Raw genomic sequence first — 14055 nt, 5'->3', positions numbered from 1 at the left:
AAAGTTCCCCGACTGTTAACTAGTATGGGCCGACGGGGGTTTGCCAGCAAAGCCTTGGATTATAACGCTATCCCGCAAGCGCTCAAGTCGGGCTTTTGGGGAGTGCCTGTCCGCAGGCGTGGGCGCTGGCCCAGGCCCACTGGAAGTTGTAACCGCCGAGCCACCCGGTCACGTCCATCACCTCGCCAATGAAATACAGCCCGGGTTGTTTGGATTCCATGGTTTGGGACGACAGGTCGCGCGTGTCCACGCCGCCGAGCGTGACCTCGGCTTTTTTGTAACCTTCGGTGCCGGTGGGCGTCAGCTCCCAGCGCGCCAGGCGTTCGGTCAGGCGGGTCAGGGCTTTGTCGGTGGCGTCGCACACGGGGCGCTGCCAGTCGGCGTCTTGCGCCACCCAGGCGTCGGCCAGGCGGCTGGGCACCAGGGTGGCCAGTTCATTGGCGATCAGCTTGCGCGATGTGGCTTTGGCGCGCGCCAGCGCGGCGGGCAGGTCCATCTCGGGCGCCAGGTTCAGGCGAATGGGTGTGCCTTCGCGCCAGTAGCTTGAAATTTGCAGCACGGCGGGGCCTGAGAGCCCGCGGTGGGTGAACAGCAGGTCTTCGGTGAAGCTGGCCCGGTCTTTCTTGGTACCGGTTTCCATGGTCACAGGCAGAGAAAGCCCCGCCAGCGGGACATAGGCTGCCCAGGCTTCGCCGTCAAAGGTGAGGGGCACGAGCCCGGGGCGTGTTTCAACCAGGCGCAGGCCAAACTGTTTGGCCACCCGGTAGCCGAAGTCGGTGGCGCCGATCTTCGGAATGGAAAGACCGCCGGTGGCGATCACCACAGACCGGCTGGTCACGGTGGCGCGCTCGGTGTCGATCTGGTAGCTGCCATCGCCCGCCACGCGCAGGGCTTTGACGGCGCAGGGCTGCCAGCGCTGCACGCCGCCGGCTTCGCACTCGCGCAGCAGCATCTGGATCAGGTCGTCGGCCGAGCGGTCACAAAACAGCTGGCCTTTGTGCTTTTCATGAAAGGGCACCTGGTGGCGCTGCATGAGCGCAACGAAGTCGGCCGGGGTGTAGCGCGACAGCGCCGAGCGGCAGAAATTGGGGTTCTGGCTGATGAAGTGCTTGTGGGGCGCGTGCGGGTCGAGGTCGCGGTTGGTGAAGTTGGCCCGGCCACCGCCCGAAATGCGGATTTTTTCGGCCACCTTGTCGCTGTGGTCCAGCACCAGCACCTTCAAGCCGCGCTGGCCCGCCACACCCGCACAAAACAGCCCGGCGGCACCGGCGCCCACAATCACCACGTCAAAATTTTCCATGGGCCGCAGTGTATGCGGGCCGCCGGTGGATGGCGGCGGCTCAGGCGGCGCGGTAGCGTGCTTCCAGCGCGTGGGCGTTGTTTAGTGGTTGGCCCATGGCGGCCACGCCGCTCACCACGTCGCCCAACACGATCACGGCCGGGCTGCCCAGCTGCTCGCGGGCGATGGTTGCGTGCAGCGCGCCCAGGGTGGTGATGGCGTGGCGCTGCTGGGGCAAGCTGGCGTGCTGGATGATGGCCAGCGGTGTGCTGGCGCTCAATCCGGTGAGCAGGTCGGCCTGGATCTGCGCGGCGCTGGACACGCCCATGTAAATCACCAGGGTGAGCTTGGCGTCCCGGGCGGTGGCGGCCAGGGCTTGCCAGTCGGTGCCGGTGTCGCCCGGCTTGGCGTGGCCGGTGATGAACACCACGCCGTGGGCGTGATCGCGGTGGGTGAGCGGGGCGCCCAGCGACGTGAGGCCAGCGAGGCCGGCGGTGATGCCGTTGAGCACCTGCACCTCAATGCCGGCCGCGCGCAGGTGCTCCACCTCTTCGCCACCGCGGCCAAAAATGAACGGGTCGCCGCCCTTGAGGCGCACCACCACCTCGCCTTCGCGGGCGGCCATGATCATGAGTTTTTCAATGAAGGCCTGCGGCGTGCTTTTGCAGCCGCCGCGCTTGCCCACGTGCACCACGCGTGCTTTGGGCGAGGCATGGGCCAGCACGCCGTCGCTCACGAGGTCGTCCACCAGCAGCACCGTGGCGGCGCTGATGGCGCGGGCGGCCTTGATGGTGAGCAGTTCCGGGTCGCCCGGCCCGGCGCCCACCAAGGTGACGGTGCCGGGGTTGAACGGGGTGACAGCGGTGTGGACGGTGGCGGGCATGTTCATGGTGGGCTGACCGCTGGAACGGCGGTTGTCTCATTGGTTTGTGTGGTGGGCTGGCGCTGCACTTCACGCAAGATGTGTTCCACCTGCAATGCAATCGGCGTGGGCACCGGTCGCGAGCCTTCCAGCACCGAGCGGATGTACGCCGCCGTGCTGGCCGCATCCACGTCGCGCGGCAGCTCGGGCAGGCTGGCCAGCGGGCCGTCTTGCGCGGCTTGCAGCAGGTGGCGCTGGCCGTCGCGGAAGGCTTCCATTTGCGGTGTGCGCCGGGCATCGGCCACCGGCTCGCCTTCGGTGCCGCGCAGCAGCAGCGCGTGCGCACCGGTGAGTGCAAAGGTCTCGGCCATGGAAACCGCGTATTCGGGGTGGGTGTAGCTGCCCACCACCAGCGCGCGGCCTTCGCAAGGGTTCATGAGCTTGACCAGGCTGTGCGCCGGGTTGCGCAGGCCGACTGCGCGGCGCACGTCCAGCAGGCGCTTGAGGCCGGGCAGCAGCACCTCGGTGGGCACCACAGCCAGCGCGCCCGCGCCGAGCGGGCCAACGCTGTGCGCCGCCGCAATGCCCAGCGCCGCCAACACGGCTTCGCTGGTGGCGCGCCGGTCTTCGGTGGCCGTGCCGTGCACCAGCACCGGCACGCCGTGGCGCGCCAGCAGCAGGGCCAGCAGCGGCGTGAGCACCGGCAGCTTGCGTGCACCGTTGTAGCTCGGCAGCACCACGGTGGTGAGCCCGTTGTCGGGCAGGCGCTGCAGGCGCTGGTGCGTGGCGTCCAGGAAGCCGGCCATCTCTTCGGCGGTTTCGCCTTTGATGCGCATGGCCAGGCAAAAGCCGCCCACTTCGAGGTCGGTCACCGTGCCGTCGAGCACCTGGCCGAACAGGTCGGCGGCTTGCTCGCGCGTGAGCGAACGCGCGCCGTCTTTGCCGCGGCCGATGACTTTGATGTACTGGCTGATTCCCATGGTGGGCGATTGTCGGGTAAGCCTGATGACTTCGGGTTATATGCAGATTTCAGCGTTTCAGCTGGCCTCTGCCGCCTGTTCCACCCGCGGCTGCGCGCGCACCAGGCGGCGCAACTCCGGCAGGCACGAGCCGCAGTTGGTGCCGCATTGCAGCTGGCCTTGCAAGCTGCCCAGGCGCTCGTCTTCGGTGCCTTCGCAGCGCTGCAGCTGTTCCTGTATGGCGTCTTCGTTGACGTTGAAACAGGTGCACACCTGGCGGCTCTTGGCCGTGACGGCAATGGGCGCTTGGGCACCGGGCATCAGGATCAGGCGGCCATAGGCACCCGCGGGCCGCGCGTCTTCCAGCAACGGTTTGATCCAGACTTCGGCCCGGGTGTCGCCAGCCAGCACAAAGCCTTCCAGCGTGCTGGTGTCGCCCTGTTTCAACAGCCGCGCCGTGCGGCGCTGTCCCAGGCGGCGGTCTGCGTAGCGCAGCGCGTCGGGCGTATTCAGGCCCAGCAGGGCTTCGATACGTTCAATGAGTCCCGCTTCGGGAGCTTCGTGTGCGGCGGCGCGAAACAGCACGCCGGTGCGTTCGCGCCCAAACGGCACACACGATGCAAAAGGAAACTGCGCCATCAACGCGCGCAAGCCTTCGCGGGCGTTCAGGGCCTGTTCGCCGGGCAGCCAGGCCATGCCCAGCAGCGTCCAGGGCAGTTCGGCCTTGAGCACTTTCACGGCGGCGTGTTTGAGCTCGGGCTGCTTGGATGTGGGGCAATAAGCCGAGGTGGTGAGGGCGTTGACCCCCGCCAAGGGCTCGCCGGTGCTGCTGACGCCGCTGAGGTATTCCGCGCCCCAGTGCATGGCCATGAACGCTTGCGACAAACCGAGCTCGCTGCTGGCCTGCACCGGCACCAAAATGGAGCCGCGCTTGCTGGTGACATGCACCAGATCGCCCGCCTTGAGGCCGCGCCGCGCCATGTCTTGCGGGTGCAGTTGCACCACCGGCTCGGCCACATGGCCAAACAGGCGGCCCAGCGTGCCGGTGCGTGTCATGCCGTGCCACTGGTCGCGCAGGCGCCCGGTGGTGAGCGAAAACGGGTAGCGCGATTCGCGCGGCTCGGCCAGCGGCTGCCAGGGCAGGGCAGCGAAGCGGGCTTTGCCGTCTGGGGTGGGGAAGACGCCGTCTTCGTACAGCCGGGTCTTCCCCACCGTTTCGCCTTCGCGCAGCGGCCATTGCTGCGGGCCTTGCTGCTCCAGCACCTGCCAGGAGAGGCCGGTGATGTCGAGGTCGCGGCCGCGGGTGGACTCGCGGTGTTCGAGCCAGATGGCTTCGGGGGTGTTGTAGGGGAAGAGGGTCTTCTCCGGCTGCTCCACAAATGGGGTCAGAGCCGAATTTCGCTGGAGGTTGTTGGCGGCCTCGGGCGCTGTTGTCCTGAATTCGGATCTGACCCCATTCGCTCCACCGTTGGCTTTCTCCAGTCGCTGCGCAAAGTCCACCACGATTTGCCAGTCGTGCCGCGCTTCGCCCGGCGCGGGCACGGCCGCCCGCACGCGGCTGATGCGGCGTTCGCTGTTGGTCACGGTGCCTTCTTTTTCGCCCCAGGTGGTGGCGGGTAGCAGCAGGTCGGCCCAGTCGCAGGTGGACGCGGTGGCATAGGCCTCTTGCACCACCACAAACTCGGCGCGCTCCAGCGCGCGGCGCACGGTGGCCTGGTCGGGCATGGACTGCGCCGGGTTGGTGCAGGCAATCCACAGCGCCTTGATCTCGCCGTCGGCGGCGGCCTGGAACATTTCCACCGCGGTCTTCCCGGGCTTTTCTGGAACCGAAGGCACGCCCCACAGCGCGGCCACTTCGGCGCGGTGCGCGGGGTCGGCCAGGTCGCGGTGGGCGCTCAGCAGGTTGGCCAGACCGCCCACTTCGCGCCCGCCCATGGCGTTGGGCTGGCCGGTCAGGCTGAACGGGCCGGCGCCGGGCTTGCCGATCTGGCCGGTGGCCAGGTGCAGGTTGATCAGTGTGGCGTTTTTCGCGGTGCCGCTGCTGCTTTGGTTCAGCCCTTGGCAATACAGGCTGAGCGTGGCGTGCGAGGTGGCAAACCCCTGGCCGTCAAGGCCAGCAAACCATTTGGCGGCGGTGAACAGGTCTTCCTTTTTCAGGCCACACACGTCGGCCACGCGCTCGGGTGTGCAGTCGCGCACCAGCGCTTTGAGCGCTTCAAAACCTGTTGTGTGGGCCGCAATGTAGTCGGGCTTCACCCAACCTTCCCACAGCATGATGTGCAGCAAACCGTGGAACAGCATCACGTCGCTGCCGGGCTGCAAGGGCAGGTACAGGTCGGCCAAGCCAGCGGTGTCGGTGCGACGCGGGTCGGCCACGATCACCTTCATGGCCGGGTTCTTTTTCTTGGCCTCTTCGATGCGGCGAAACAGCACCGGGTGCGCAAAGGCCGCGTTGCTGCCGACGATGAACAGGCAGGTGGCGTGGTTCACATCGTCGTAGCAGGCCGGCGGCGCGTCGGCGCCCAGCGTCAGCTTGTAGCCCGCGACCGCGCTGCTCATGCACAGGCGCGAATTGGTGTCGACGTTGTTGGTGCCGACCAGACCCTTGGCCAGTTTGTTGAAGACATAGTAGTCCTCGGTCAGCAGCTGGCCACTGATGTAAAAGCCCACGGCGTCGGGACCGTGGTTGGCGATGGTGGTCGCAAAGCGGTTGGCGGCCAGGTCCAGCGCGGCGTCCCAGCCCAGCGGTGTGGGAGGCGCTTTGCGTGTGAGCCGCTGCATCGGTTGCAACAGCCTGGTCTGCCGGGTCACGGCGGGCGTGGCCGTGAGGTGCAACGTGGTGCCCTTGGTGCACAGCTTGCCGAAGTTCGCCGGGTGATCTGGGTCGCCGCGCACGCCGGTGATCTGGTGGCCTTCGGTTTCGATGAGCACGCCACAGCCAACGCCGCAATACGGGCAGGTGGAGCGTGTGATGGCTTTGACCCCCTCTCCCCCTGGGAGAGGGTGGGGGTGAGGGCCGCTTCCGGCGTGCGATACCATGGGGACAGCCTTCACCCTAGCCCTCTCCCAGGGGGAGAGGGGACAAGACACGGCGCAAGGGGCCGGCGACGGGGCGCACCAGATCGGTGGCCTGGGTGGCCAGCTCGCTGGCGTCCAGAAACACCTGGCCGTCCTCTACCTTCACGCTGAACTTGGGCGTGCAGCCTTCGTCCGGCGCGGCGGCCTGGCCGGTGCACAGGCCAATGGTCCAGTTGTGCAGCGGGCAAGCCACGCTGGTGCCAAACACGATGCCTTGCGACAGCGGGCCGCCCTTGTGCGGGCAGCGGTCGAGCAGTGCGAAGACTTCGTTCTGGTCGTTGCGGAACACGGCCACGTCCAGGCCCTGTTCGCGCGCGACGCGGCGCGAGCCGAGCACGGGGATGTCTTCCACGCGGCAGATGTATGTCCAGGGGTTGTGGCTCATGCGGCGCTCCCTTCGGTGGTGGCCTGAACGGCTTTGATGGGAATGAACTGGCGCGTGTCTACCGCCGCTTCCTGGAAGTCAAACCACGGATCGGGCTCGCCGTCCAGCGCAAACTGCAGGCGCTCCCACAGCGCCTTGCGGCCTTCGGCGTCGTCCAGAATTTTCTTTTTCACGTAGTCCAAACCCACGCGGTTGATGTAGTGCACCGTGCGCTCCAGGTACCAACCCTCGGTGCGGTACAGCTCCATGAACGCGCCGGTGTACTCCATCACTTCTTCGGCGGTCTTGAGCTTGGCAAAGAAGTGGGCCACCTCGGTCTTGATGCCACCGTTGCCGCCCACATACATTTCCCAGCCACTGTCCACACCGATGATGCCCACGTCCTTGATGCCGCTCTCTGCACAGTTGCGCGGGCAGCCGCTCACCGCAAACTTCACCTTGTGCGGCGCGTACATGCGCCACATCGCGCGCTCCAGGTCCTTGCCCATCTGGGTGCTGTCTTGCGTGCCCATGCGGCACCACTCGCTGCCCACGCAGGTCTTCACCGTGCGCAATGCCTTGGCGTAGGCGTGGCCGCTGGGCATGCCAATGTCTTTCCACACCGCTTGCAGGTCTTCTTTTTTCACGCCCAGCAAGTCAATGCGCTGGCCACCGGTCACCTTCACCGTCGGGATGTTGTACTTGTCCACCGCGTCGGCGATGCGGCGCAGCTCGTCGGCCGTGGTCTCGCCGCCCCACATGCGCGGAATCACGCTGTAGGTGCCGTCCTTCTGGATGTTGGCGTGCGAGCGCTCGTTGATGTAGCGGCTCTGCGGGTCGTCTTTGGCTTCCTTGGGCCAGGTGCTGATCAGGTAGTAGTTGACGGCCGGGCGGCAGCTGGGGCAGCCGTTGGGTGTCTTCCAGCCCAGGTGCGAAAACACCTGGGCCGTGGTCAGCAGTTTGCTGCCGTCGGCCAGCGGCGTGCGAATGGCTTCGCGCACCGCTTCGTGGCCGTGCTCGGTGCAGCCGCACATGGCTTTGAGCTTGGGCGTGGCCGAATAGTCACCGCCGGCGGTGAACATCAAAATTTGTTCGACCAGGCCGGTGCACGAACCACACGACGCGCTGGCCTTGGTGTTCTTGCGCACCTCTTCCAGCGTGAACAGCCCTTTGTCTTTGATGGCCTTGCAGATCGCGCCTTTGGTCACGCCGTTGCAGCCGCACACCTCGTCCGTGTCGGCCATTGCGGCGGCTTTGCTGTGGCCCTGGTGTCCGGTGTCGCCAATGTTCGACTCGCCAAACATCAGCTTGTCGCGGATGTCGCTGACCTTGCGGCCTTCTCGCAGCAGCTTGAAGTACCAGCTGCCGTCCACCGTGTCGCCATACAGGCAGGCGCCCACCAGCTTGTCGTCTTGAATCACCAGCTTTTTGTAAACCCCGCTGGCCGGGTCGCTCATCACGATCTCTTCGGTGTGGTCGCCGCCCATGAAGTTACCGGCGCTGAACAGATCGATGCCGGTGACCTTGAGCTTGGTGGACGTGAGTGAGCCGGTGTAGCGGCCAATGCCGAACTCGGCCAGGTGCGTGGCCAGCACCTTGCCCTGCTCAAACAGCGGTGCCACCAGGCCGTAGGCAATGCCGCGGTGCGCCGCGCATTCGCCCACCGCGTAAATACGCGGGTCGGTCACGGTTTGCAGCGTGTCGCTGACCACAATGCCCTTGTTTACATGCAGCCGCATGCTTTCGGCCAGCGCCGTGTTGGGGCGAATGCCCACCGCCATCACCACCAGGTCGGCGGCCACTTCGGTGCCATCCTTGAACTTCACGGACTTGACGCGACCGTCCTCGCCGCCCACCAGTTCTTGCGTTTGTGCACCCATCAAAAACCGCATGCCGCGCTCTTCCAGCGAACCCTGCAGCAGCTTGCCCGAAACATCATCCAGCTGGCGTTCCATGAGCCACGGGCCCACATGCACCACGCTCACGCCCATGCCGCGCTTCATCAGGCCGTTGGCCGCTTCCAGGCCCAGCAGGCCGCCGCCAATCACCACCGCGTGCTTGTAGGTGGTGGCCGCATCGATCATGGCCTGGGTGTCGGCAATGTCGCGGTAAGCCAGCACGCCGCCCAAGTCTTTGCCCGGTATGGGCAGCATGAACGGGTTGGAGCCGGTGGCCATGATCAGGCGGTCGTAGCCCGCGCTCACCGCCTCACCCGCCGGGCCCACACCGTGCACCACGCGTTTGACGCGGTCCACCTCGGTCACCTTGCAACCCGCGTGCAGGGTCACGCTGTTGTCGGTGTACCAGGACCAGTCGTTGAGCACGATCTCGTCCAGCGTCTGCTCGCCGGCCAACACGGGTGATAGCAGGATGCGGTTGTAGTTGGGGTGCGGCTCGGCGCCAAACACCGTGATGTCGTAGAGGTCGGGTGCGATCTTCAGCAGTTCTTCCAGTGTGCGCACACCGGCCATGCCGTTGCCCACCATCACCAGCTTCAGTTTCGCTTTGGGGTTCACTCGCATGTCCATGGGGTTCTCCTCAGGCCACTTTTTCCACATGCGCCTGGCGCGTGTAGAGGAAGTCAATGACCGCTTTTCTGTGCTGCAAATACTGTGGATCGTCGGCCAGGGCCACGCGGCTGCGCGGACGCGGCAGGTCCACGCTCAACACCTCGCCAATGGTGGCGGCAGGGCCGTTGGTCATCATCACGATCTTGTCGCTGAGCAGCACCGCTTCGTCCACGTCGTGCGTCACCATCACCACCGTGCTGTGCGTGCGCGCGACGATGTCCAGCAACTCGTCTTGCAACTTGGCGCGGGTGAGGGCGTCGAGCGCGCCAAAGGGTTCGTCCATGAGCAGCACCTTGGGTTCCATCGAAAGGGCGCGGGCAATGCCCACGCGTTGCTTCATGCCGCCCGAGATTTCGCCAGGGCGTTTCTGGGCGGCGGGCATCAGGCCTACCAGGGCCAGCGCGGCTTCGGTGCGGGCTTTTAGCAGGGCTTTGTTTTCGGTGGCGGCAAACACGCGCTCCACGGCCAGGTACACGTTCTCAAAACACGTGAGCCAGGGCAACAGCGAATGGTTCTGGAACACCACCGCGCGCTCGGGGCCGGGGCCGGCGATCTCGCGGTCGGCGCACAGCAGCACGCCCTGGGTGGGTGTGGTCAGCCCGGCAATCAGGTTGAGCAAAGTGGACTTGCCGCAGCCCGAGTGCCCAATGAGCGCCACGAACTCACCCTTGGCCACCGACAGGTTGATGTCGCGCAGGGCGGGGAAGTTGCCCTTCTTGGTCTTGAAGGTCTGTTCGACCTGCTGGATGTCGATGTAGCGGTTCTCTTGCATGTGAATCTCCAAACCGTTCGCCCTGAGCCTGTCGAAGGGCAGCGAACGCAAGCGATGTGTGAGGGCTTCGACAAGCTCAGCCCGAACGGGATTGCGTGGTCCGATCGTCCTGAGCCTGTCGAAGGGCAAGCCCAGCCCGAACGGACCCCTCAGCTCTTCACTTCCTCAAACGTGAACAGGGTGGCGATCTTGATGAGCGCGAATTCGAGCAGCAGGCCCACGATGCCGATGACGAAAATCGCGATGATGATGCTGGACACATTGAGGTTGTTCCACTCGTCCCAGACCCAGAAGCCAATGCCCACGCCGCCGGTCAGCATCTCGGCCGCCACGATCACCAGCCAGGCCGTGCCCACGGCCAGGCGCACGCCGGTCAGCAGGTAGGGCAGCACGGCGGGAAACAAAATCTTGGTGAAGATCTTCCACTCGCTCAGGTTGAGCACGCGGGCCACGTTCATGTAGTCCTGCGGCACGCGCTGCACGCCTACGGCGGTGTTGATGATCATGGGCCAGATGGAGCAGATGAAAATGGTCCAGATGGCGGCCGGGTCGGCACCCTTGAACACCAGCAGGCCAATGGGCAGCCAGGCCAGCGGCGACACCGGGCGCAGCAGGCTGATGAGCGGGTTGAACATGCGGCTCAGGAACTCGAAGCGGCCGATGGCGAAGCCGGCGGGAATGCCGACCGCTGCCGCCAGACCGAAGCCGATGGCCACGCGCTGCAGCGAGGCCAACACGTTCCAGCCCACGCCCTGATCGTTCGGACCGTTGCTGTAGAACGGGTCGGAAAACACCTGCACCGCCTGGGTCCAGGTTTCCAAAGGCTTCGGAATACCGCTGTTGCCCGTGCTGGCGATCAGTTGCCACAGCAACACCAGGCAGGCCAGTCCCATCACCGGTGGCAGCACCGCCATCCACAGGCCCCGAAAGTCGCGTGCGATTTTGCGGGGGGTGGGTGCGGGGGTGCTGGTCATGGCTTTGACGGAGGCAGAAGCGTTGGAGTCGGCGGCCGGTGCAAGCGGCGCCTCCAGCGGAGAGTGAAAAACAGCGGCAACCATGGTGGATGTCCTTTCAGTGCAACGAGCGAAATGCTTTCAACCCAAGATCTCAGCGGAACCGGCTTTGTCGGGCCGCCAGCGATGTCCCCCTGAGGGGGCGTGCGAAGTGCAGAGGGTGTGGGTCAGGCCTTGATGGCGAACCCATCGGCGTACTTCGCGGGGTCTTTGCCGTCCCACACCACACCGTCCATCAGCTTGCTGCTGCGCATCGGGTCCTTGGGCACGCTGATGCCCATGGCGCTGGCGACCGACTTGTACAGATCGATCTGGTTGATCTGCTTGGCGATGCCGAGGTAGTCGGGGTGGCTCTTGATCAGGCCCCAGCGCTTGTGCTGCGTGAGGAACCACATGCCGTCGGACAGGTAGGGGAAGTTGACCTTGCCGTCGTTGAAGAACTTCATGTGGTTCGGGTCGTCCCAGGTCTTGCCCATGCCGTTCTGGTAACGGCCCAGGATGCGCTGGTTGATCGCGTCCACACCGGTGTTGATGTACGACTTCTGAGCCACGGTCTCAGCCATCTTCATCTTGTTCTGCAGGCCGGCGTCGATCCAGCGGCTGGCTTCGAGCACGGCCATCATCACGGCGCGCGTGGTGTTGGGGTACTTCTTGGTGAACTCGGCCGTGGTGCCCAGCACCTTCTCGGGGTGGTCGCGCCAGATGTCCTGTGTGGTGTTGGCGGTCACGCCCACGCCGTCCATGATTGCGCGGTGGTTCCAGGGCTCGCCGACGCAGAAGCCGTCCATGTTGCCGATGCGCATGTTGGCCACCATCTGCGGCGGTGGCACCGTGATCAGGCGCGCGCCCGAGAGCGGGTTGATGCCCGCGGCGGCCAGCCAGTAGTGCATCCACATGGCGTGCGTGCCGGTGGGGAAGGTGCCGGCGAAGGTGTAGTCGCGCTTGTTGGCGGCCATGTATTTGGCCAGCGACGGGCCGTCCACCGCGCCCTTGTCGGCCAGTGCTTTCGAGAGCGTGATGGCCTGGCCGTTGTTGTTCAGGCTCATGAGCACGGCCATGTCTTTCTTGGGGCCGGCGGTGCCCATGTGCACGCCGTAGACCAGGCCGTACAGCACGTGGGCAAAGTCAAGCTCGCCATTGACCAGTTTGTCGCGCACACCGGCCCAGCTGGCTTCCTTGCTCGGCACGATCTTCACGCCGTACTTCTTGTCAAAGCCCAGTACCGAAGCCATCACCACGCTGGCGCAATCGGTCAGCGGGATGAAGCCGATCTTGACCTCGGTCTTTTCCGGAGCATCGGAGCCCGCAGCCCACACCCCGCTGTGGCCCAGGGTGGAGAAGAAGGTGGCCGTGGCAGCCCCCTTTTTCATGAAGTCGCGGCGCGAGGCAGCGTCGGTCTTGCGGGTTGCGCTGTCTGCGGCTGGTGTGGTGGTGTGTGCGCTCATGTCCAACTCCTTGCTGATGAAAAAACGGTGACCCAAACAAAACGGCGCCCATCGCCTGACCCGCGGTGAGCGAGTCGGTGATGGACGCCGTTGTCCAATGTCTGGGGAGACTTCGGGGTTCACGCCGCCGTTGGCGCAAACTCCTTTGCTTGGTTTAAAGCAGGGACCATGCCAGGCCTAGGGTTACCACGGGGTGTCATGGTGCTTCGCCTTGATTTCATTCACGAAAATGCCGCTGTCACGGCATGCCCTGGCCGGCGCAGCGGTCAATGGTCAGCTTTTTTGGGCTGGCAGAGCGGCCTCATTTTGGTGCGTGGTGCGCGGCAGGCACGGTCTTTGTGCGCTGCAGCATGGCTTGCAGCGTGCGCGCTCTGTCAGCGGTGCCGCTCCGGCAACACTTCGGCCATGGCCAGCACCGCTTCGGCCACTTCAATGAGTCGGCGGTTCTGGTTCATGGCCATTTGGCGCATGGTTTTGTGCGCCTCCTCTTCGCTCAGCTGACGGTGCGCCATCAGCAGACCCTTGGCGCGCTCCACCAGCTTGCGTTCGTTCAGGCTGGCGCGCACGGTGTCGAGCTCGTCGCCCATGCTTTGCAAGCGCCGGGCCTGCTCTTGCACCAGCTCCAGAATCGAGCGTTCCAGGTGCAGCCCATAGCCTTGCGGCGGCGCAAGCCCGGCGGCCCCCGCGTTGTTGCTCAGGCCCACGGTGCTCCCCGCTGGTTGCGTGTCTTTGAAGAACGACAGCGCGTCCGATTCGCGGGGCGCTGAGGTGCTCAGGGCCGTGAAGTTTGCCAGGTCGCGGTGGGCTGCGCCAATCTTGTCTTTGCACACGCGCAACAGCTCTTGGGCCAGCTGGTCTTCCACCAGCTTCATGCGGTCCATGCGCTGGCTGCAGCAGTCAAACCAGGCCTGGCTCTGTTTTGCGTCCAGCGCTGCGCCATGTGTTGCTGTGCACAACACGCGTCGCATGCGCTCCAGCTCCGCCAGCGTGGCGCTGGGCTGGTTTTGTGTCCACAACGCACCCAGCGCGGTGCTGGAAAAGTCGGCGAACACCTGCAGGCAGCGCTCTTGCGAATCGATCAGGTGCAGCAATCGCTGCTGCTCGCTGGTGTCAGCACGCCCGCTGGCGTACAGCGCTGAGCCGGCTGCGCGCTCTTGCCCGGCAAACTCCTTGCCCTGCATGAAATTGAAGCGGGCCACCAGCAGGCGGGAAATCTCCGGGTCGGTTGCGCTGTCGGCCGCTTCAAACACCACTGCCAGCAGCCCGGCAATCAGCCGCACATAGGCTTCGGTGGCTTGGCGGGCCGCCCAGGCCTGGCTTTCAATCTGTGCCCGCAGGCCGGGCAGGGCGTCCAGCCCGTGCAGCACATAGGCGATGCGGCTGAACAGCCGCGCGCCATTGCCCACCGAGGCTGATTCGGTGTCCAGGCTGTCAAAGCAGGCGCGCAGGTCGCTTTCAAGGCCCTGGCATTCGCCGATCTGCACCTGGCGCTCGGGCGCAAACCGGGCGCCGTTCGAGCCCAGGTACAGGTTGGACAGCCCACGCTCGCGCTGCAGCCCGTGCACCAGCCGCCCGGTCACGTTCACCAGCGCGCTGGTGAGCGCCAGCGCCTGCAGCTCAGCGATTTCGCAGCGTTTGGCTGCGACGAGAAAATTCAAACCAGATTTCATGAAGTGCACGGGATGTTGGGGACGCTGTATGCAACAAACATGC

At 65.3% G+C, this 14055-nt stretch carries 10 protein-coding genes; all 10 read right to left on the bottom strand.

Annotation, left to right across the window (positions count from 1 at the left end; translation table 11 throughout):
• Positions 1-82: 82 nt before the first annotated feature.
• Positions 83-1300 (bottom strand): BaiN/RdsA family NAD(P)/FAD-dependent oxidoreductase, encoded by a 1218-nt coding sequence (locus AC0GNR_RS02320; RefSeq protein ID WP_472899394.1) that lies wholly within the window; start codon positions 1298-1300, stop codon positions 83-85.
• A 40-nt stretch (positions 1301-1340) separates the two neighbouring features.
• On the bottom strand, positions 1341-2162 hold the full coding sequence (cobA, locus tag AC0GNR_RS02315) for a uroporphyrinogen-III C-methyltransferase (RefSeq protein WP_472899393.1): 822 nt from the start codon (positions 2160-2162) through the stop codon (positions 1341-1343).
• Between the two features lie 2 nt (positions 2163-2164).
• The gene (ybiB, locus tag AC0GNR_RS02310; RefSeq protein ID WP_472899392.1) at positions 2165-3121 is read right to left on the bottom strand and encodes a DNA-binding protein YbiB; all 957 of its coding nucleotides are present in this window, start codon (positions 3119-3121) and stop codon (positions 2165-2167) included.
• A gap of 57 nt (positions 3122-3178) precedes the next feature.
• Complete coding sequence (locus tag AC0GNR_RS02305) at positions 3179-6073, bottom strand: nitrate reductase (RefSeq protein ID WP_472899621.1); 2895 nt, start codon at positions 6071-6073, stop codon at positions 3179-3181.
• Positions 6074-6155: 82 nt separating this feature from the next.
• Complete coding sequence (gene nirD / locus AC0GNR_RS02300) at positions 6156-6563, bottom strand: nitrite reductase small subunit NirD (RefSeq protein WP_472899391.1); 408 nt, start codon at positions 6561-6563, stop codon at positions 6156-6158.
• Positions 6560-9070 carry a nitrite reductase large subunit NirB gene (nirB, locus tag AC0GNR_RS02295; RefSeq protein ID WP_472899390.1) on the bottom strand — a complete coding sequence of 837 codons (2511 nt, stop codon included), beginning with the start codon at positions 9068-9070 and terminating at the stop codon, positions 6560-6562. The genes nirD and nirB overlap by 4 nt, the downstream gene beginning before the upstream one ends.
• 10 nt (positions 9071-9080) lie before the next feature.
• Positions 9081-9884 carry an ABC transporter ATP-binding protein gene (locus tag AC0GNR_RS02290; RefSeq protein WP_472899389.1) on the bottom strand — a complete coding sequence of 268 codons (804 nt, stop codon included), beginning with the start codon at positions 9882-9884 and terminating at the stop codon, positions 9081-9083.
• Between the two features lie 149 nt (positions 9885-10033).
• The gene (gene ntrB, locus AC0GNR_RS02285) at positions 10034-10942 is read right to left on the bottom strand and encodes a nitrate ABC transporter permease (RefSeq protein WP_472899388.1); all 909 of its coding nucleotides are present in this window, start codon (positions 10940-10942) and stop codon (positions 10034-10036) included.
• Positions 10943-11064: 122 nt separating this feature from the next.
• Complete coding sequence (locus tag AC0GNR_RS02280; protein ID WP_472899620.1) at positions 11065-12267, bottom strand: CmpA/NrtA family ABC transporter substrate-binding protein; 1203 nt, start codon at positions 12265-12267, stop codon at positions 11065-11067.
• 449 nt (positions 12268-12716) lie between these two features.
• Complete coding sequence (locus tag AC0GNR_RS02275; protein ID WP_472899387.1) at positions 12717-14012, bottom strand: nitrate- and nitrite sensing domain-containing protein; 1296 nt, start codon at positions 14010-14012, stop codon at positions 12717-12719.
• Positions 14013-14055 lie beyond the last annotated feature (43 nt).

Source organism: Hydrogenophaga sp. LT287, from assembly GCF_055702805.1.
The sequence above is the reverse complement of the archived record's forward strand: the minus strand, read 5'-3'. Positions and strand labels throughout refer to the sequence as shown.